At 61.9% G+C, this 19,323-nt stretch carries 20 protein-coding genes and 3 pseudogenes; 17 read left to right on the top strand and 6 right to left on the bottom strand.

The window, feature by feature from the left end:
- Positions 1–158: 158 nt before the first annotated feature.
- A complete protein-coding gene (locus GNZ13_RS16610; RefSeq protein WP_172166382.1) occupies positions 159–494 on the bottom strand; it encodes a hypothetical protein in 336 nt (111 codons plus the stop codon).
- A 306-nt stretch (positions 495–800) separates the two neighbouring features.
- Positions 801–1,634, bottom strand: a complete 834-nt coding sequence (locus GNZ13_RS16605) for a potassium channel family protein (RefSeq protein ID WP_172166253.1) — start codon at positions 1,632–1,634, stop codon at positions 801–803.
- A 373-nt stretch (positions 1,635–2,007) separates the two neighbouring features.
- On the opposite strand from GNZ13_RS16605, the gene GNZ13_RS16600 reads away from it, so the two are divergent.
- The 6 genes from GNZ13_RS16600 (at position 2,008) to GNZ13_RS16575 (ending at position 8,166) form a co-directional block, all read left to right on the top strand.
- Positions 2,008–3,639 (top strand): oleate hydratase, encoded by a 1,632-nt coding sequence (locus tag GNZ13_RS16600; protein WP_407945641.1) that lies wholly within the window; start codon positions 2,008–2,010, stop codon positions 3,637–3,639.
- 205 nt (positions 3,640–3,844) lie between these two features.
- A complete protein-coding gene (locus GNZ13_RS16595) occupies positions 3,845–5,038 on the top strand; it encodes an acetate/propionate family kinase (protein WP_172166379.1) in 1,194 nt (397 codons plus the stop codon).
- A gap of 8 nt (positions 5,039–5,046) precedes the next feature.
- The gene (fabI, locus tag GNZ13_RS16590; RefSeq protein WP_172166377.1) at positions 5,047–5,808 is read left to right on the top strand and encodes an enoyl-ACP reductase FabI; all 762 of its coding nucleotides are present in this window, start codon (positions 5,047–5,049) and stop codon (positions 5,806–5,808) included.
- Between the two features lie 151 nt (positions 5,809–5,959).
- The gene (locus tag GNZ13_RS16585) at positions 5,960–6,796 is read left to right on the top strand and encodes a universal stress protein (RefSeq protein WP_172166249.1); all 837 of its coding nucleotides are present in this window, start codon (positions 5,960–5,962) and stop codon (positions 6,794–6,796) included.
- A 42-nt stretch (positions 6,797–6,838) separates the two neighbouring features.
- The gene (locus GNZ13_RS16580) at positions 6,839–7,342 is read left to right on the top strand and encodes a universal stress protein (protein WP_172166247.1); all 504 of its coding nucleotides are present in this window, start codon (positions 6,839–6,841) and stop codon (positions 7,340–7,342) included.
- Positions 7,339–8,166, top strand: coding sequence for a universal stress protein (locus tag GNZ13_RS16575; protein ID WP_172166245.1), 828 nt, complete (start codon positions 7,339–7,341; stop codon positions 8,164–8,166). The genes GNZ13_RS16580 and GNZ13_RS16575 overlap by 4 nt, the downstream gene beginning before the upstream one ends.
- Before the next feature lie 110 nt (positions 8,167–8,276).
- On the opposite strand, the gene GNZ13_RS16570 is transcribed toward GNZ13_RS16575, so the two are convergent.
- Positions 8,277–8,459 carry a universal stress protein gene (locus GNZ13_RS16570; RefSeq protein ID WP_407945640.1) on the bottom strand — a complete coding sequence of 61 codons (183 nt, stop codon included), beginning with the start codon at positions 8,457–8,459 and terminating at the stop codon, positions 8,277–8,279.
- Positions 8,460–8,782: 323 nt separating this feature from the next.
- On the opposite strand from GNZ13_RS16570, the gene GNZ13_RS16565 reads away from it, so the two are divergent.
- The 4 genes from GNZ13_RS16565 to GNZ13_RS16550 all read left to right on the top strand — a co-directional run bounded on the left by GNZ13_RS16565 (position 8,783) and on the right by GNZ13_RS16550 (position 12,959).
- Positions 8,783–10,918 carry a sensor histidine kinase gene (locus GNZ13_RS16565; RefSeq protein WP_172166243.1) on the top strand — a complete coding sequence of 712 codons (2,136 nt, stop codon included), beginning with the start codon at positions 8,783–8,785 and terminating at the stop codon, positions 10,916–10,918.
- Entirely contained in the window at positions 10,915–11,562 is a 648-nt protein-coding gene (locus GNZ13_RS16560; protein ID WP_172166241.1) for a response regulator, read from the top strand. Before GNZ13_RS16565 ends, GNZ13_RS16560 begins: the two co-directional genes overlap by 4 nt.
- Before the next feature lie 182 nt (positions 11,563–11,744).
- Positions 11,745–12,167 (top strand): response regulator, encoded by a 423-nt coding sequence (locus tag GNZ13_RS16555; protein ID WP_172166239.1) that lies wholly within the window; start codon positions 11,745–11,747, stop codon positions 12,165–12,167.
- A gap of 9 nt (positions 12,168–12,176) precedes the next feature.
- Positions 12,177–12,959, top strand: a complete 783-nt coding sequence (locus GNZ13_RS16550) for a helix-turn-helix domain-containing protein (RefSeq protein ID WP_172166236.1) — start codon at positions 12,177–12,179, stop codon at positions 12,957–12,959.
- A gap of 137 nt (positions 12,960–13,096) precedes the next feature.
- On the opposite strand, the gene GNZ13_RS16545 is transcribed toward GNZ13_RS16550, so the two are convergent.
- Positions 13,097–14,083, bottom strand: coding sequence for a zinc-dependent alcohol dehydrogenase family protein (locus GNZ13_RS16545; RefSeq protein ID WP_172166233.1), 987 nt, complete (start codon positions 14,081–14,083; stop codon positions 13,097–13,099).
- Positions 14,084–14,300: 217 nt separating this feature from the next.
- Here GNZ13_RS16545 and GNZ13_RS16540 point away from each other — a divergent pair, with 217 nt between their 5' ends.
- Positions 14,301–15,332 carry an Acg family FMN-binding oxidoreductase gene (locus GNZ13_RS16540; protein ID WP_172166230.1) on the top strand — a complete coding sequence of 344 codons (1,032 nt, stop codon included), beginning with the start codon at positions 14,301–14,303 and terminating at the stop codon, positions 15,330–15,332.
- Positions 15,333–15,359: 27 nt separating this feature from the next.
- Here GNZ13_RS16540 and GNZ13_RS16535 read toward each other — a convergent pair whose 3' ends face one another.
- Positions 15,360–15,635 carry a DUF1488 family protein gene (locus tag GNZ13_RS16535; protein ID WP_172166227.1) on the bottom strand — a complete coding sequence of 92 codons (276 nt, stop codon included), beginning with the start codon at positions 15,633–15,635 and terminating at the stop codon, positions 15,360–15,362.
- A 468-nt stretch (positions 15,636–16,103) separates the two neighbouring features.
- On the opposite strand from GNZ13_RS16535, the gene GNZ13_RS16530 reads away from it, so the two are divergent.
- From GNZ13_RS16530 to GNZ13_RS16505, 6 genes and pseudogenes are all read left to right on the top strand, one after another.
- Positions 16,104–16,397, top strand: coding sequence for a c-type cytochrome (locus tag GNZ13_RS16530; protein WP_407945642.1), 294 nt, complete (start codon positions 16,104–16,106; stop codon positions 16,395–16,397).
- A 46-nt stretch (positions 16,398–16,443) separates the two neighbouring features.
- Positions 16,444–16,817 (top strand): annotated as a pseudogene (locus GNZ13_RS16525) (DUF3564 domain-containing protein).
- Between the two features lie 36 nt (positions 16,818–16,853).
- Positions 16,854–17,328: pseudogene (locus GNZ13_RS16520) on the top strand (hypothetical protein).
- 79 nt (positions 17,329–17,407) lie between these two features.
- Complete coding sequence (locus GNZ13_RS16515) at positions 17,408–17,617, top strand: hypothetical protein (RefSeq protein ID WP_172166137.1); 210 nt, start codon at positions 17,408–17,410, stop codon at positions 17,615–17,617.
- 99 nt (positions 17,618–17,716) lie between these two features.
- Positions 17,717–17,842, top strand: a pseudogene (locus tag GNZ13_RS16510) (GPR1/FUN34/YaaH family transporter); the annotation flags it as partial.
- Positions 17,843–17,956: 114 nt separating this feature from the next.
- Complete coding sequence (locus GNZ13_RS16505; protein WP_172166224.1) at positions 17,957–18,700, top strand: YoaK family protein; 744 nt, start codon at positions 17,957–17,959, stop codon at positions 18,698–18,700.
- Positions 18,701–18,963: 263 nt separating this feature from the next.
- On the opposite strand, the gene GNZ13_RS16495 is transcribed toward GNZ13_RS16505, so the two are convergent.
- A complete protein-coding gene (locus tag GNZ13_RS16495) occupies positions 18,964–19,290 on the bottom strand; it encodes a hypothetical protein (RefSeq protein WP_172166221.1) in 327 nt (108 codons plus the stop codon).
- Between the last annotated feature and the right edge of the window lie 33 nt (positions 19,291–19,323).

Below are 19,323 nucleotides of genomic sequence, written 5' to 3'. Positions count from 1 at the left end.
TTCAATGTAGGCGACGCGCTCAGAGGCCGGTTGACGTGTATCAAGCGTACGACGCGCGGCGGCAAACCAGAATATTTGCGTACATGACTCCCTCCTCATGGAGCGTTGAAAAAACAGGCACAACGCCGCAACGGACGCAAGCTTGCCTCGCACCGCGTTCAAATCGGGCGTCGGTCGAGTTTCCGCTCAGCGACATCGAATGCGGCCCGTACCGCTATGTCTGGATCGGCGTTCAAGCAATGCTCGATCGGCACGAGCTCCCCGTTGCGCATGATCAGGTCGAGCCGCGCGTCGAAAACCGGACTGCGGATGTCAGCGGCAGGCGCGCTGGTTCCAGCTCCTTTAGGCCGTTCACGAATAGCCTCGATCGCCAGGTGGCAACCCGCGATCGACTTGCTGAACCGTTCGAGGCGCACCAGTTGCGTAGCCGCCTCGCCTTCGATCTGCGAGGTCCCGGCAAAGCCGAGATAGACGATTTGCATGCAGACACCCATCAGTGTTCTCCCATACATGGCGCGATTTCTCTGGTGAGGCCGGCTTCTTTCGCGACTACAGGAAGATCGGCAGTACTTCGTTGCCGGCAGGGTCCGACGGTGCTGCCGATTCCAGCGTTTTTTGTGGAACTTCAGATTCATTCGCAGGATGTGCGTGGGCGGTCGAGCTCTTCTCCCTGCGCAGTCAGGTCTCCGCGGTAGCGGCGTACGACTGGCGGCATGATTGAATCATCGGCGCGAACGGCATGAGGCAATTGACTTGTGTCAAGGCATTGGCTAGCTGCGCGCTGGACTGGCACACATGGATCAGTCGCGCGCACCGGAAGGCCGATCTTGTCCGACGGAATCTTCATCGACATGCACTTTGACGCCCAGGCTGCATACTTCTCTTCGCAGCGAAGCGATTTCCGCTTGCAACGTCTTGATGTCGCGATGCATCTCACGGCGCAGCAGACGTTCTTCCTGTTCGACGAAGATGGCTGCAATGCTGGCGAACACGAGCGATAGCAGACCGTAGCCGAGCAATACGACGAAAGCGGCAAAGACGCGCGATGCCGGGGTCGTCGGCGCCATGTCTCCGTACCCGACTGTCGCGCTGCTTTCGAACGCGAGCCAGACACCCTCGGCATAGGTATGCACGCTTGGTTCGAGCCAGTAAAACCCGGCGCCCGCCGACGCAAGCAGGGCTGCGGCCGCTGCGAGCAACAGAAGCAATCGGTTGGGCGAGAAGAATCCGCGCAGCGATACCGCTATTCGCACCGCCACCAGCCCCATGAACAGCATGCGCAGAACCCACTCGAATGACGACCAGGTGGAGACGCCCCACGCGACACTGGCCCCCGCGCCGGCCGCGATCAGAACGTCGCAGCGGTTTCGCATGAGAAACCGCCTGGGTTTGCGGCTCAGATGCGTCATCCAGCCCAGAGAAGCAACGAAACCGGCCACCATGCATACGTATAGCGCCCGGCCCGCCTGATGAAGCGAAGGCGAGCCAACGGCCAGTTCGAAATAAAAGGCGGGAATGGCGAGCAGGCTGAAGCCGAACAGCACCCACTGGAGCCAACGCCATGTGCGCACAGCCCGTGCGTTGTCACGCGGATCGACACCGCCCAGGCCGGCTATGCGAACACTATCGTTCATTTCGCCACCGCATCCGAGGTTACGACGCTGAATTGCAATGCTGATCCCGGCCAGCGTCTGTTCACTAAGCCGCCGCTTCGGTAAGCGGGATAACGCGACCTGCTGAGCCATCGTATGGGCGCGACCCCGGCCGGCTTTGACACGGATCATGAAGTTACGAGATATGCCGAATCCGAGCCGGCAATTGGCCGCAGCAGAGCATGAACCCGATCGCGCGATATCGGGGCAATCAAGCGCGCGTGCTCGTGATCGGTGCTTGATCCAACTCAATCGGTACGCCGGCGCCGCGGGTATGGTGGATCAACATCTGCCGTGCGCCTCCGGGCGGCCCGGTTGCATTCGGATGGCGACGAACATGAAAAGGAATATCGACGTGCAAAACTCTGATCAGCTTCCCGAACGATCCCTTACCGCTGAAGTTGACCGCAACCACGCAGAGGACGCCAAGTTCTACCTCGTCGGCGGCGGCATCGCTTCGTTAGCTGCGGCTGCCTTCCTGATCCGCGATGGGCATGTGCGCGGCTGTGACATCACCATTCTGGAAGCGCTCGACAAGCCGGGCGGCAGCCTCGACGGTTCGGGTTCTGCGGAAAGCGGCTACGTCGTGCGCGGCGGCCGCATGCTCGAAAGCAAGTATCTGTGCACCTATGACCTGTTCTCGTCGATACCGGCTCTGAACGGCAGCAAAAGCGTGACACAGGAGATCTTCGACTGGAACGAAACCATCAGAACCTCGTCAAGGTCGCGGCTCCTCAGGAACGGCAAACGCGAGGATTCTCCCGCTTACGGACTGGATGAACACCACCTGCTGACGCTGGGCCGTCTGTCGATCGAACCCGAAATCATGCTCGGTAACAGCCGGATTTCCGATCACTTCGATTCGTCTTTCTTCGAGACCAATTTCTGGTTGATGTGGTGTACGACGTTTGCTTTCCAGCCGTGGCATAGCGTGGTCGAATTCCGGCGCTATCTGCTGCGCTTCGCGCATATGTCCTCCGGATTCAACCAGCTGCACGGCATCATGCGCACCGTCTATAACCAGTACGACTCGATGGTCCGGCCGCTGCGCCGCTGGCTGGATGACCACGGCGTTGCGTTCCAGCCGAACACCCGGATCACCGATCTGTTGGTCGACGAAACTGGCGTGGAAAACCGGGTCCGCGGCATCGTTTGCGAAACCGCGCGTCGGCGCCTCGAGATACCGGTCGGAGCGGCAGACAAGGTCATCGTCACGCTCGGATCGATGACCGCCAGCTCCAGCCTGGGCGGCATGGATCACCCGGCGCCTTTGAATACTGTCGACAGCACGGGCGCCTGGCACCTGTGGAAGACGATCGCAGCGGGCCGCCCCGAGTTCGGCCACCCTTCCGTTTTCGCGGATCATATCGACGAGTCGAAGTGGCTGTCGTTCACGGTGACGTTGCGCGACCCGACGCTGTTCCGGCTGATCCGCGACATGACGGGAAATACGCCAGGTGAAGGCGGCCTGATTACGTTTGCGGAGTCGAGCTGGCTTGCCTCTATCGTGGTGCCGCATCAGCCGCATTTCATCGGCCAACCCGCGGACGTGCAGGTGCTGTGGGGCTACGGCTTGCGGGTCGACCAGCCCGGCGATTTCGTGGGGAAGCCGATGTCGGCATGTACCGGCCGCGAAATTCTGACCGAAATCCTTGGCCACTTGCGGATCGACGCAGAGGCATCCCGCATTCTCGAGCACGCCAACTGCATTCCATGCATGATGCCATTCATCACGAGCCAGTTCCTGCGGCGCAGCAAAGGCGACCGGCCGCACGTGGTGCCGGACGGCTGGCAAAATCTGGCGTTCACGGGACAGTTCTGCGAGTTGCCCAACGATGTCGTCTTCACCGTCGAATACTCGGTACGCTCCGCGCAGAATGCGGTGTACGCGCTGCTCGGGCTCGATCTTGCAGCACCGGATGTCTACAAAGGCCAGCATGATCCGCGAATCGTGTACAAGGCGTTTTCGACGTTCGGTGACCGCTAGTGGTCACCGTGCCGCGTCCTGTTGGAACCGCGCGGCACGGTTGTACGTTCAGACGCCTGCCACGGCGCCCGCCGCGAGCTCCACGATATCGGCCGTGATCTCATCCTGACGAACCTGCCGGTAGCTTTGCGACAAGCGGATCGTCCGGCTCGACACCTGTTGCACGAGTCAGGCGGCCGACGTGGTGTTGCTAGGCACGGCGACCGTGATCGCCCCACCCCTGCTGACGGTCAATCCCGGCTCATCAACCATCAAGATCGGCTTATACAGCGTACTGGACAGCGCGGCGTCGAGAATCGGTCATGGCTTAATCGATTTGCGGCATCAGCCGTTGCGCCTTCATCTCGTCCACGGCGACGGGGCGAACGACATTCCGCTCAAAGCGGCCGTCACCGACGACCTTCACGAAGTCCTCGACGAGACGCTCGGACGGTTCGCTGCGCACTTTCCTCTCGACGATCTGGTTTGCGTCGGCCATCGCGTGGTGCACGGCGGCGATCGTTTTGCCGGGCCCGCGGCGATCGACGACGCAACGCTCGCGGCCATCGCCGCGCTCGTGCCGCTCGCCCCACTGCACCAGCCGCAGAGCGTGCGACTCATCCGGGCCATCCGGCATCTGCGGCCGTATCTTCTGCAGACGGCGTCGTTCGACACGGCATTTCACCGCACCCAGACCGATCTCGTACGGCGCTTTGCGATTCCGCGCCCGCTCTTCGACCAGGGCATCAAGCGCTACGGCTTTCACGGTCTCTCCTATCAGTTCGTCATTGGCGAGTTCGCGCGTCAGTTCCCGCGCCGCGCGCGCGGCAAGGTCATCGCCGCGCACCTGGGCAGCGGCGCAAGTCTGTGTGCGTTAGAGGCGGGGATGAGTCGCGACTCCAGCATGGGCTTTTCGACGCTCGACGGCATCCCGATGTCGACCCGCTGCGGCGTGCTCGATGCCGGTGTCGTGCTCCATCTGCTCGACCAAAAGGCCCTCGACGTCAAGAAAGTCGAGACGATGCTGTATGAGCAGTCCGGCCTGCTCGGCGTTTCCGGTATCAGTGCGGACAGTCGTGAACTGCTCGCGAGCGAGCGTCCCGAGGCTCGCGAAGCACGCGATCTCTTTACGTTCCGCATTGCCGGCGAGACGGCGCGGCTTGCCGCCACGCTGGGCGGTCTGGACAGTTTCGTGTTCACGGCCGGCATCGGCGAACACCAGCCTGAAGTACGCGCCGCGATATGCGAGCGGCTTGCATGGCTCGGCGTCGATCTCGACCCGCACGCCAACGGCAGCAATGCCCGCGTCATCAGCAGCGCGTGCAGCCGGGTCACCGTTCTCGTGCTGCCCACCGACGAGGAGCAGATCATCGCCGATGAGGCTGTCGCGGTGCACCACCGGGAGGAGATCAAGTCATGAAGCCAATCATCGATCTGTCGGGCAAGCGCGGACTCGTTGTCGGCATTGCCAACGAGCACAGTATCGCCGCCGGCCGCGCGGCGTCGTTTCGCGAGGCCGGCGCGGAACTGGCCGTGACCTACCTGAACGAAAAGGCCGAACCTTTTGTCCGGCCGGTCGCCGAGGCGCTCGAGGCCGCAATTGTGATGCCTTGCGACGTACGTGTTGCCGGGCAACTGGAAGCGGTGTTCGAGCATATCTCGAACGATTGGGGACGACTTGATTTTGTACTTCATTCGATCGCGTTCGCGCCCGGCGACGACCTGCACGCGAGCCTCGTCGATTGCTCCGCCGACGGCTTCGCACTCGCGATGGATGTGTCGTGCCACTCGTTTATCCGCATGACGAAGCTCGCGCTACCGCTGATGTCCGGCGGTGGCAGCCTGATGACCGTGAGTTTTTATGGCGCCGAGCGCGCAGTCGATCACTACAACGTGATGGGACCGGCGAAGGCGGCGCTCGAGTCGAGCGTCCGCTATCTGGCCGCCGATCTGGCCGCGCGCCGCATTCATGTCCACGCGATCTCCGCCGGCGCGGTGAAAACACGTGCCGCGTCGGGTATCGACCACTTCGACGGATTGCTCGATGAGGTCCGCGCGCGAACGCCGGCACAGCACCTCGTCACGATCGAGGAAATCGGCCGGATCGCTGCCGTGCTCGCGAGCGAGGCAGGCATGACGCTGACCGGCTCGACGGTTTACACGGACGCGGGCTTTCACGTGGTGGCCTGACAGCGGATTGCGCTCGGCGCAACGCAGATCAAGTATCGGGCGCTAATCGGGCGCTAGCGCACCGTTGATCTGAATCAACGTCGCCGGCCACCCAACTCATAGACTCAGATCACGCGTTCATGCGCCACTCGTCCACTTCTGGAGCGTTGCAATGACCTACAAGACCATCGTCGTCCATCTGGATATGAGTCAGCACGCGCATCCCCGGTTCGAACTCGCGCTGCGGCTCGCCAGGCAGTTCGGTGCCCATCTGACTGGCGTGTTTGCGGTGTTCACGCCCGATCCGCGCTCGCTCTACGTGATGGCCGGAACCGCCGAATACTACGGCACGCACGAGCAGTTGCGCGCGGAACGCCGCGGCGCGCTCGAGCGGCTCTTTCATGCGGAGTTGAGCCGCGCGCAGGTCGCCGGCGAGTGGATTGCCGTCGAGGCCCCGGCAAACCTCGCCGTGCCGTATCGCGGCCGGTGCGCCGATCTGATCATCGCCGGCCAGGACGACCCGAACGATCCGGAGTCGTATGTCGGCGACTATTTTCCTGAAAACCTGATCATGTCCTCGGGCCGTCCCGTGTTGCTGATGCCTTACGCCAGTAGCGTCACGTCGCCCGGCACACACGTGATGGTCTGCTGGGACGGCAGCCGCGAAGCCACCCGCGCGGTCCACGATGCGCTGCCGTTCATGCGCGCGGCGAAAACCACCACGGTCGTCACCGTCAACGGCGCGCGTGGCGAGCCGCGCCCACGCATTCCGGGCGCGGACATCGCGACGCTCATCGCCCGGCATGGCGTCAACGTCGAGGTCAAGGAGATCGAAGCCGGCACTGGCGCGTCGATCGGCGACGCGCTGCTGTCGCAGGCGTCCGGGATCGGTGCGGATCTGCTCGTGATGGGCGGCTATGGCCATGCTCGCTGGCAGGAGCTGGTGATGGGCGGAGCGACCCGCACGATCCTGCAATCGATGACCGTGCCGGTACTGATGTCGCATTGATGAACGGAAGCACCGGGTCAGTTCCATTCAGGAGAGTTCGCCATGTATCAGCAGATTCTGGTCGCCGTCGAGGGCAGTGAAACGTCCACGCGCGCCCTCGACGCAGCGTTGCAGTTCGCGCACGACGCCGGCGCAAAACTGCAGCCCCTTTTTGTCGTGGACGTCCCGTTGCTGGTATATGACTTGCCCGGTTCCGACCTGACCCATGCCCGCAATGCACTATTGGAGCAAGGCAGACATGTGATGGACGACGCTGTCGCGAGCATGAAGCGAGCCGGCGTGCAGGGCACGCCGCGCATCGTCGAAACCGACCTGGCGGGCAACGACATTGCCCATTGCATACTGCGCGCGGCAAGCGAATTCAAGGCCGACGTGGTGGTGATGGGCACGCACGGGCGGCGGGGTTTCCGGCGGTTGGTGCTCGGCAGTGTCGCCGAACGTTTTCTGCGCATTGCGCAGTGCCCGGTGCTGATGATCTCGGCGCACGGCGGCAAACCCGTGACAAGCGGCGCACAAGCAACAGAATCCATCAAGGAGCCGTCATGACCTGCAAAACCCTGCTGGTGCATCTCGACGACAGCACCCATAGCGCTGCGCGAATCGAATTCGCGTTTGAAATGGCCAGCCGGCACGACGCGCATCTGATCGGACTGTACATGGTTTGTCAGGATCTAACGCAGCCGATGTTTCTTCACGGCGAACGCCCGTGGGTCGCGACTCGCGAGGCGCAGCGCGATAACAACCTCAAAGGCGCGCAAGCGCGCTTCCTGGCGGCGGCCGAACGAGCCGGGCGCAGCGTGGAATGGCGGGCGCCGACAGGACCGGCTGTGGAAACGGCGGTCCTGCACGCGCGCCACGCCGACCTCCTGATTCTCGGCCAATACGATCCGGACGACCCTTCATCCTACATTGCACGCCACTTTGTCGAGGACGTGCTGATGAGCTCGGGCCGCCCCGGCATTGTGCTGCCCTATGCCGGGACTATCCGTTCGTTCGCCGAAAACGTGCTGATCGCGTGGGACGGCAGCCGCGAAAGCGCCAGGGCCATGGCCGATGCCTTACCGGTGATCAAACGTGCGAAATTCGTCACCTTGATGACCGTGCAGCGACACGAGGGTAGCGAAGCGCCAGCCGGCATCGAGGTCGCCGCGCGGCTCGAACGGCACAACATCCAGGCGGGATTTTCGGCCGTGCCCAAGGTGGCCGGCGTCCCTACAGGCGCGATGCTGCTGAACATGGTGGCCGATCGTCATATCGATCTGCTGGTGATGGGCGCATACGGGCATGCACGCGCACAGGAACTGCTGCTCGGCGGCGTCACACGGACCATGCTTGAATCGATGACCGTGCCGGTGCTGATGTCGCACTGATCTGACAATTCAGGAATTGCGCGAAAAAAACCCTCGCGCAAATTAAAGCGCCCGGTTTTCAGGGCGCTACTTTTTGGGAGCCTCGGTTCCCCCGGCGCACCACCGCACAATTATAGGTTCGACGGTATTTCGTCCGCATCACGTTCGCGCGGAACCAGTAGAACGGGCATCTCCGCACGCCGCACAAACGCCTCGGCGACACTGCCGAGAAACAGCCGGCCGATGCCTCGCCGCCCATGCGTGCCCATTACAACGAGATCGGCTTCACATTCTTCTGCTACACGTTTGTACATGACCTTCTCCTTGAATTCGCCGCTGTCCTGAACGGCCACGGCTATTTGGGCGGCGACGAACTTTCAGTCTGCGGTTCGCAGCGCGGAATATGCTTGGCGATCATCAAGTGCCGACGGCTTGCTGCCTGCCCACCTTCGTGTACGGCGCGACTCCCATGGTGAATTCGCGGCATGCTGGCACGATCCGTGCGGATCGCGCACAATAGGCAACGCACGCGTTATACCGGTTGGTCGCAAACAAAGAAAATCATAGTGACGTTCCCCGATCCGCGCCTGCGCCATCAGCCAGCGCTGCGGATTGCCCACTATCCAATGAGGCGCACATGCTCTTTCGCGGTAAGACGCCCTTCGCCAAAAAATCGCTTTCGCCCACGCGTGTTGTCCCACCTGAGCGGCGTCCCGTGCTTGTCGCGGCGGTCACATTTGCTGTCGTTCTTGTGGCTGCGCTCGGCGCGTGGCGCTGGGTCGGCGAGCAGTCACTACGCGCCGCCAACAGCCGCTTCGATCAGCGCACTGCGCAAATCACCGCTGATCTGCAGCGCGAATTCGTCACCGGAGAATCGTTGCTGCGCGGCGCGCGCGGCTTGCTCGCCGTCGCGCCTGCGGTCAATGCGGATGCCTGGCACCTATATGTCGCGCAGCTCGATCTGGACGAAACGTCATCCGTCGTGCGCGCGCTTGGCTACGCAGACGTGGACGCCGACGGTGTCGCTCGCCTGACCGGCGACGCCGGTAACGTGGCCGCCACGACGCAACCCGTCGCGCCGGTAACGCAGATGGCGCCGGCCACTGCGGATGCGATGCCAGTCGGCTACGACCTGGCTGGTGCTCCCGCGAGCCGTAAGGCATTGCTGCGAGCCATCGACACAGGAGCAAGCGCGCTCAACGCTGGTGCTGCGCCATTCGGCGACATCGGTTCGAACACCCGTCCGCGTCTTTACATCTATTTTCCAGTGTATTCGGACGGCGGGTTGCCGCCCACACCACAGGCGCGGCGCGCGGGCATCAAGCGACTGCTGGTGGCGGCGCTGGACAGCGGCCGTGTGTTCGATAACGCCCTCGCGCGACAACGAAGCATCGACTTGCAGGTATTGAGCGGAACCCCCGCTACGCTGCTTTATTCGTCCGCCGCCGGGGACGACGATCCCGCGGAGCGCGCGCCCGTCATGCGTAAAACCGCGACCCTGCGTGTCGGCGGTGAACCTCTCACGCTGTCCTATACGGCGAGCAGCCGCTCTCTGCGAGCCGAGGACGCATTTGCAGAAACCGCGGTGCTGATCGCCGGCATCGCGGCGGCATGCCTGTTCGGCGCCATTGCTTTCCTGATCGCCTGCGAACGCGGTGTCGGATCTGCCACGACGAGCGAAGCGCGCAGCCAGTTAAACCTGAACGAAGCACGCATGATGGGGATCATCCGGTCATCGATGGAAGCCATCATCACCGTCGACGAACGGCAGAACATCGTCATCTTCAATCCAATGGCTGAACAGGTTTTTGGATGCACCGCGATGGAAGCGGTCGGCGCCTCGCTCTCGCGCTTCATTCCCGAGCGCTTTCGCGCAGGGCACGAGCGGCACGTCGAACAGTTCGGCGTGACCGGCGTTTCCGACCGGCAAATGGGCAAGCAGCGTGTGCTGTTCGGCTTGCGGAACAACGGCGAAGAGTTTCCTATTGAAGCGTCGATCTCGCAGATCCGCGACGGCGATGGCAAGCTATACACGGTCATGCTGCGTGACATCACCGAGCGGGTCAAAGCGGAAAATGCGCAGCGTCAAACGCGCGAGGAGTTGCGCGAACTCTCGGCGAATCTGCAGAAAGTTCGTGAGGAAGAAAAAACCCGCATCGCACGTGAACTGCACGACGACCTCGGGCAGCAATTGACCGCCCTCAAGATGGACATTTCGTCGGTCGAACAGGAGCTTGAAAACACCGCCGACCCGCGCCTGCTGCAGCAATTGCGGGGGATGCGCCGGTTGATCGATGCGACGGTGGCCTCCGTGCGCCGTATCGCTGCCGACCTGCGTCCGGTCATGCTCGACGATCTCGGCCTGATTCCCGCAATCGAATGGCTCGCCAACGACTTTACCAACCGCTACGGCATCGATGTGGAGCGCTGGATCGAAGTCGGCGACACCTGCTTTACGTCGGCAGGCGCGACGACGCTATTTCGCATCGTGCAGGAAGCGCTGACCAATGTCGCCCGTCATGCGGAAGCGACGCTCGTCACGCTGACGGTGCATGTCGAGGGCGGCGTGTGCGTCGTGCAAATTGCGGACAACGGTCAGGGTTCGAGCCACACCGCCCCCTCCACCGAGAAATCGTTTGGTTTGCTCGGTATCCGCGAGCGTGCGCACATGCTGGGCGGCACAGTCGAAATCCACACTTCCAGTGGCAAGGGCTTTAAGTTGACCGTGACCTTTCCAGTCTCGGCGGTGCAACAGCAGGAGATGCAAACATGATGCGAGTGCTGTTAGCCGACGATCACGCTCTGGTGCGTGATGGCCTGCGGCATATCCTGCAAGGCGCAAGCGGCTTCGAGGTGGTTGGCGAGGCCAATGACGGTGTCAGCACGATTGCGCTGATCCGCTCGAGCGCTGCGGACGTGCTCGTGCTAGATCTGTCGATGCCAGGACGAAACGGCGTTGAGCTGATCAGACAGATCAAGGACGAAAAACCCGCGCTGCGGATTCTCGTGCTCACCATGCATGCGGAGCAGCAGTATGCGGTACGCGCTTTCAAAGCGGGCGCGTCAGGGTATCTAACCAAGGAAAGCGCGAGTGCCGAACTGGTGGCCGCAGTCACCAAAGTCGCATCCGGGGGTGTCTATGTGAGTCTCGCGATGGCCGAGCGTTTTGCGCAAAGCCTGAACGAACCCGCCGACACGTTGCCCCATCAACGCTTGTCCGACCGCGAGTTCGATGTGCTGCGCCGCATCGCCGCAGGGCAAACCATCACCGAAATCGCCGCTGAATTGTGTGTCAGCAGCAAGACGGTGAGCACTTATAAAACGCGCATCCTCGAAAAAATGCAGATGCCGCACGAAGCCGCGCTGGTGCGTTACGCGCTGCGCCACAAGCTGCTCGGCGAAGACGACGAAATCTAGTCCGGCGGCGCACCGGCCGTCGGGCTAGATCCCATCCTCACATCAATTCTCCGGTCGCGCGACTATATCCACCTTTGCATTCGCCGCGTGTAGGAAACTCCCTACACGCCTTCGCGCTCGCCTACACGAAGTTCGTTCGCCGCCGATTTTTTTTTGAGATGGAGCGGCCGATACTTCGAGCCATGAACTCAAGCCCGAACCAGCAAGCACTGCGCGTCTTCCTCGTTGAAGACGCGATTCCGATCAGACAACGGATGGCGGCGCGCTTCGGCGCAATCAACGGTGTCGAGATTGTCGGCGAAGCCGAGGAATCAGGTGCCGCGCTCACCGGTATCGGCACCACCGGAGCCGACGTTGTGGTCGTGGATTTACGCCTGACCGGCGGCACCGCTATGGAACTGCTGCATGGCCTCGCGCAGGGCATGTCTTCGGTGATCGCGATCGTCCTGACGAATCACTCAAGTGCGTGGTTCAGGCAGGCGTGCCTCGCGGCCGGCGCGCAGTACTTCTTCGACAAGACGAGCGAGTTCGATCTTGCATGCAACACGATCACGCGGATTGCCCACGAGCGTTGCGCGCGTGGCCTCAATTACTCGATTACATAGGAACACACCATGTCTGATGTCGCCGAATACTCCGAAATCATGCCGCTCCAGCGTGTCTCGCGGCCGGCTTCAGGCAATCCCGCGCTCACAGCGTCAGTCCCGGCTCGCCGCGCCGCGCGCTGTTCAAGCTGCACGATGCGCTCGATCTGCATGCCACAAGGCTTGACGTCAGCCGAACTGGAGCGCCTGGAGTCGCTGATCTGCGTTTCCCACACGATTAAACACGGTGAATCGCTATATCGCGCCAACGATTCCTTCCAGAGCATCTATGCGGTCCGCGCCGGCTCATTCAAGACCGTCGTCATGCATCGCGACGGTCGCGAACAGGTTACCGGCTTCCAGCTGGCCGGCGATTCGCTCGGTCTCGACGGCGTCTGCTCGGGCCGGCACAGTTGCGACGCGATCGCCCTCGAGGACAGCAAGGTCTGCATCATCCCGTTCCATCTGCTTGAAGTTATGTGCCGCGAGGTGAAGGTGGTGCAGCAGCACGTCCATCGTCTGATGGGCGGCGAAATCGTTCGCGAGGCGACCCTCATGATGCTGCTCGGCACGATGTCCGCCGACCAGCGGGTCGCTGCATTCCTGCTGAACCTGTCTGGAAGGCTCAAGACACGCGGCTATTCGCCGGCGGAATTCATTTTGCGCATGACACGCGAGGAGATCGGCAGCTACCTCGGGATGAAACTCGAAACCGTCAGCCGCATGTTTTCGAAATTTCAGAAAGACGGTCTTGTCGATACGCATGGCAAGCAGATCAGGATTCTCGACCTCGAAGGCCTCGCGCGCGTCTAGTCCCAGAGATGAGATGCATGGCGTGCTGCGCCGTAGCTTCAGGCGGCACGGGGTTTTATCGGCGATCCCTCGAAAGAGGAGGCGTGTTCAGGCGGCGCCGTTTGCCGCCTCTTTTTCGTGCCTGCGGATCCGGCGTTTTAGCGGATCGACAGCACCGCCGCACCCGTCAGTTTCCCATCGCGCAGATCGCTGAGCGCCTGATTGGCATCGCCTAGTGCATAGGTCGTTGTTTCGATTTCGAGCCGCGTTTGTGCAGCTACCCACATGAAAGCAGCGCCGTCCTCACGCGTGAGATTCGCTACCGATACCACGCGCCGCTCGCCCCACAGGAACGCATAGGGGAATGACGGAATGTCGCTCATGTGAATGCCGCCGCACACGACCACCCCGCCCTTCGCAACAGCCTTTAGCGCGACCGGCACCAGCGCGCCCACTGGGGCGAACAGCAAGGCAGCATCGAGTTCGTCCGGCGGCGCTTCATCGCTGTTGCCGGCCCAGACGGCGCCCAAGCGCAGCGCCAATTGCTGGGCGGCAGTATCGCCGGGGCGCGTGAACGCATACACCGACCTTCCCTGATGGCGTGCAATCTGCGCGACGATATGCGCGGCCGCGCCGAATCCGTAAATCCCGATGCGCTGTGCGTCGCCCGCCATACTGAGCGTGCGATAGCCAATCAGCCCCGCGCACAGGAGCGGAGCCGCTTCGATGTCGGAATATTGCGCCGGCAGATGAAAACAATACCGGCTATCGGCGACTGTCCGTTCCGCATAGCCGCCGTCGAGCGTATAGCCGGTGAAGCCCGGGTCGTCGCACAGGTTCTCGCGCGCGCTCAAACAATAGCGACAGTGTCCGCACGTGCGCCCGACCCACGGCACACCGACGCGATCGCCGATCGCGAAGCCCGTGACGTCCGCGCCGAGCGCCGCGACCGTGCCGACGATTTCATGCCCTGGAATCACCGGCTGTTTCGGATGCGGCAGTTCGTGATCGATCAGATGCAGATCGGTCCGGCAGACACCGCATGCGAGAATGTCGACCAACACTTCGCCGGCGGCGGGTATCGGTTCCGGAACCTGCATGTCGTTCAGCCGCGATTCGCTACCGTCGAATACCATTGCGCGCATTGTGTTCTCCAAGATCGCACCGCGGAACCGCGGGAGCGGGCCTGACAGGCGCCGCGTTAGTTCCGGCATTCATTTCACTGCAATATGACCACCAGCGTTTGATCTGAGTCAAGCCACGCGTAAGGCCATCTGACACGATGGCTTAACGACGTGATCCGACAACCGGCAGCGCATGCACGGCTCGTCAGCGATCCGGAAAATGCGCAAGAGGCCCTGAATGAACGCACTTCCCCAGTACACGGCGTGGTCCATCGACGAACATCAAATCGACCCGAATGCCGGCATCGAGGAAAAACTGCGGTTTGCACTGCGATACGCGGTCCTGGCGCCATCCAACCATAATACGCAGCCTTGGCATTTCATCGTCGACGGTGACTGCATCACGCTGTGCGCGGACCGTTTGCGCGCGCTGCCGATGGTCGATCCCTTTGACCGCGAGCTGATCATCAGCTGTGGCGCGGCGCTTTTCAATCTCCGGGTTGCGCTAAGCCACTTCGGTCTTGCCTACGCGATTACGCTGTTTCCCTCGCCAGCCGACGTGGACGTGCTGGCGCATCTGCGGATCTTGCGCGACGGCCGTTGCGACACCAGCCTTCCACCGCTATTCGACGCAATGCCGCGACGCGTCACGACCCGTGAAACCTTCGCTGACGAGCCCATCCCGGTCGAACTCCAGTTGCGGCGCGAGGAAGCGGGCACCGCCGAGGGCGCGGATATTGTCTGCGCCGGAAACACGGTCATCCGCGAGCGCTTGGCCACGCTGATCGCTGAAGCCGATCAGACGCAATTCAAGGATCCGCGCTTCAGGCGCGAACTCGCGAGCTGGATCCATCCGAAACGCAGTCAGGATGGCATGCCTGCGTTGTCGCAGGGCATGCGCGTCCTGCTCGATCTCGCGGTGCCCCTGGTAGGTTCGGTGATTCGCACGTTCGACCAGGGTGGCGGCATGGCGGCCGCCCATCACACGCTGGTCACCGGCTCGCCGTTACTGCTGTGTATCGCCACCGGAGCGGACGATGCCGCAGCGTGGCTGGCGGCAGGTCAGGCGCTTGAACGGGTGCTGCTTACCGCCGCGGACGAGGGCATCACGGCGTCCTATCTGAATCAGCCGATCGAAGTGGCTTCGCTGCGCGACACATTGCGTGCCGCGCTGAATCTGGACGGTGTACCGCAATTGCTGCTGCGTATCGGCCGCGGTCGGCAAACTCCTCATTCGCCGCGGCGTCCGCTTGCCGAAGTCGTGTCGTAGGAACGAAGCGGCCCACCGACGACCGCTTCAGTCGCAAAAGCGGAAGTAGCCGCTGTGCAGCATGACCGGCCTGGCGCCCACTTCGTCCAGTAAACGCCGCGCTGCCTGTTCGATCGCATAACGGTGCGTATCGAACGCGGCGAGCAGGTCGTCTTCGCGTAACGACGCTGCGCCAAAGTGATCTTCGAGCGCCTCCGCGGTAATCGCGCACTGAACCCGCACGCGGTCGATCGCTGCCGGAAAGGCGATGACCAGATCGCGAGCGCAATATTCCGGATGTTCCTGGGGAAAATGAATATTCATGACCGCAGCCTGAAGATGGGCGTGGCTCTTAAGGCGTCATCATGCGAGCGACCGCAACGCCCGCGCGGCAAGGCGAAGAGAGTGCCGCCACGCGTGGCACTCGTCTGTGAACAGGATAGGCGCCATTTGCGCGTCGACATGTTTTCGCCGGCGATCAGGCTTGATTCAGGTCAAGTGACCTCTTCGGCTGGGCGCCGGAAAGCGAACGTCTGCGCGCATGAGAAAGGGGGTTGATTTGAGTCAATCATCGAATATGGCAGCAGTGCACGATGATCTTGTGCACTCGCTGTCCTGGCTTGCATTACCTAATTTCGCCAGGCTCGTATGAGGCTGCCATGAAACATCTGGCTTGATATGAGTCAATCGCGAAGGCGACACCGACCCTACACTTAACTCAGAACCTGTTCTGGAGTGTGTCTCGTGAATGCCCCTCACCTGCACGATCTCACTGCAAGCACACTTGCGCTGTTGCTGGCAGCAAGCGGCGCAGCGCTTGCCCAGTCCGAACCGACGGCACTCGTCGATCAACAGCATTGCATGTTCTGCCATACCCGGGACGCGCCTTTTCTCGCCCCGTCGTTTCAGCAGATTGCGGACCGTTATCGCGACGTGCCAAACGCCGGCGTGATGCTCGAGCACAAGCTGCGACTCGGCGGCAAGGCCCACTGGGGCGACATGGCAATGCCGCTGCCAGCGGATCGCGGCGGCCCGTTGACGCCCGAAAACGCCCACACATTGATCCAGTGGGTTTTGAGTCAATAGCCACCCAGTTCGTTTGCACAAGTTCGTGGAATGTACGGAGAACCTCATGCGCCTCACCATCCACCTCGACACGTTCGGCCGTGTCAATCCGATGGCATTCGCCATCCTGTGGCTCGACAATGAAACACGTCAATGGTCACGCGAGGGTCATATGGGGCTCGAACTGCCGGAATGGGGCGCCTTGCACGTCGATTGCGGCAACACGCTCGTGTGCGGGCCGAACGATTCGACGCCCTGCTGCGTACTCGAAGGGCTCGATCTGAACGGCACGTCTGGGCCATCGAGGGCGAAACCGGACGCGCGCAATGGTGCCCGGATGCGGGCAGATCGCTGAAGACGGGCCATTGGCACGTGCAATGTGTCGACAATGAAAGCGCGGAGCCGGAAGCCGGAATCTTCGCCGCCGACGACAACCCGTGAGCGTTGTCGACACTACCACCAGGATGAGGTGCTACTGTGGGAATGACTGCCAATCTGGACGGCGCGCGATGCGTACGGACTCTGCTTCGTGCGCGCGCCCTGGGCCTATTTCACGCGTTTGACGCTCGACCAGCAATGGGGCGACGGCTGGGAACGCGTGCCTTATGAACAGCACGCTGGCGCCCCTTATACCGATAGTCCCGAGCAGATCCTGACCGTCGCCTTCGATGGTCCGCTGTATACGCCCGATCTCGGCTACGACGGTAAGGAGCGCAGCGTCAACGAAATCAATCGCGGCGAGATGCCATGGCTGCGTACGCAAAGTTTTGTCGGCAATGCACCGATTCATATCATGGCGGGCGTCACGCTCGAGTCATTTGTGGAGCAGATCGAACTCGCGGGCGGTCACGTGTTTGCGCCGATCGGCTGGGGCGCTTTGCGGCTCGAACCGAGTGAGCGCGCGGGGTCATCAGATACACCGGCTCCGGCGGGCGGCACGGTCAAAGGCTGATCAGAAGAAAGGTGACCAGTGCGCGGCGCAGTTCATCTCTTGATGTGAATCAAGTGGGCAGACCGAGACAGGCGGCCACATGATCTCGCCGTTGCCAGGCGCTACCCCGCTCGCGGCGGGATCGTGCACGCTGCCGATACTCCGGTTTGGCGACGCAATGCCCAAGACGCGCTCCGGCAAGGTCGTGCGCCGGTTGTTGCGCTCAGTCGCGAAAGGCGAAGCGATTTCACAAGACACGTCGACTGTTGACAATCCGGCCGTGATTTCCCAGTTCGCCGATTCGATCTGAGCGGTCCGCCTTTCGATTGCGATGTGACGATTGCGCGGCGCCAGTCTTCACGACAGCCGCGCAATCGGCGTCTATTTCTGTTTGCTTGAGGACTTCATCATGAATATCAAAGCCCCTAATCCCGCTGCACTCGGCCTCGCCGGTTTTGCCTTGACGACCTGGCTGCTCAACATGATCAACGCCGGCTGGTTCAGCGCCAATTCGATGGGCATGGTGCTGCCAGTGGGAACCATCATTCAGGAGGTCGACGTGACCGTGACTGTCGCCGAGGGACTCCGCGGCGCCTGGAAGCAAGCGGCGGCCATCGCGCGGTGCCGCGCATACGGATAAAATGTCGGCATGCCGATCAACTATCTTCGAGGATTCACGAAACCCGAGCGCAGCGACGCGGCGAATCTGCGCCTCGGACGATCGCTAGCTTTCGTCGCCGGTGCGGCCAACGCCGGCGGATTCCTCGCTGTGGGGCAGTACACATCCCACATGTCCGGCATTGTGTCGTCGCTCGCCGACAACCTCGCGCTCGGCGAAATCAATGCGATCGTTGCGGGATTGAGTTCCTTGTTGTCGTTCCTTTTCGGGGCCGCCACGTCCGCAATCCTGATCAACTGGGGGCGTCGCCGGCAATTGCACAGCCTGTACGCGATGCCGTTGATGCTCGAGGCTACGCTGCTCCTCAGCTTTGGCCTGCTTGGCACAAATCTCGAGACCCATCGCGTCCTTTTCGTGCCGGCGACCGTCTGTCTTCTGTGCTATGTGATGGGTCTGCAGAACGCCATGATCACAAAGATCTCAAAGGCGGAGATACGCACAACGCACGTCACCGGTCTTGTGACGGATATCGGCATCGAACTCGGCAAGTTCTTTTACTGGAACGTTGGAGCAACGGCCGGGAGCGCGGTTCGCGCAGATCGCCAGAAACTGCGCCTTCTCGGATCGCTCTTGTTGTCGTTCCTCGCAGGTGGCCTGGCAGGCGCCGTAGGCTTCAAGCACCTGGGGTTTATGGCGACCATTCCCCTTGCTGTCGTACTTCTTACTCTCGCTGCTGTTCCGATCGTCGACGATATGCTCGCGCAGCGCCGGTAGAATATTTTTTGCAATGCCCCTATTTCGCGCTGCTCGACCGCCGATGATCCGGTATTCCGCGCGAATCATGGCTTTCTCCCCAAGCGCCTGCGCGGCGGCAACTCCGCGTCGCTCAGGTTGCAACGATCGCGTCGCGAACCAGCAGCACCGGGCAGGTCGCGAACCGAAGAAATCGCTCGGCGACGCTACCTATCAACCAGCATATCTTTGTCCATGACCACCCTCTCTGGTAAGTCGATTACGAATTCGCTCCTCATGGCGGATCAACTGCGCTGTCGGCGCAACGTTTGTTCGAGTCGCCGCTCTGCCGCGTCGAATGCCGCGCGGAGCGCTATGCCCGGGTCCTCATTGAGGCAGTGCTCAACCGCAATCAGGTCATTTGTGCGGGTAATCAGATCGAGACGCGCGTCATAGAGAAGACCAGCCGGCTTGCCATGGAACGGACCGTTGCGTATCGCCTCGACGGCCAGGTGGCAGCCGGAAAGGTATTCCCTGAACCGTTCGAGGCGCACTAACTGCGCGCCAGCCTCGGCTTCGATGCGCGCAGATCCAGCAAAACCGAGATACGTAATCTGCATGCCGACTCCCATCGATCACCTCCGCAGGAATGCCGGGCGTCAAGC

Origin of the sequence: Paraburkholderia elongata (assembly GCF_013177735.1) — a bacterium.
GTDB classification, from domain to species: Bacteria; Pseudomonadota; Gammaproteobacteria; order Burkholderiales; family Burkholderiaceae; genus Paraburkholderia; species Paraburkholderia elongata.
The sequence above is the reverse complement of the archived record's forward strand: the minus strand, read 5'-3'. Positions and strand labels throughout refer to the sequence as shown.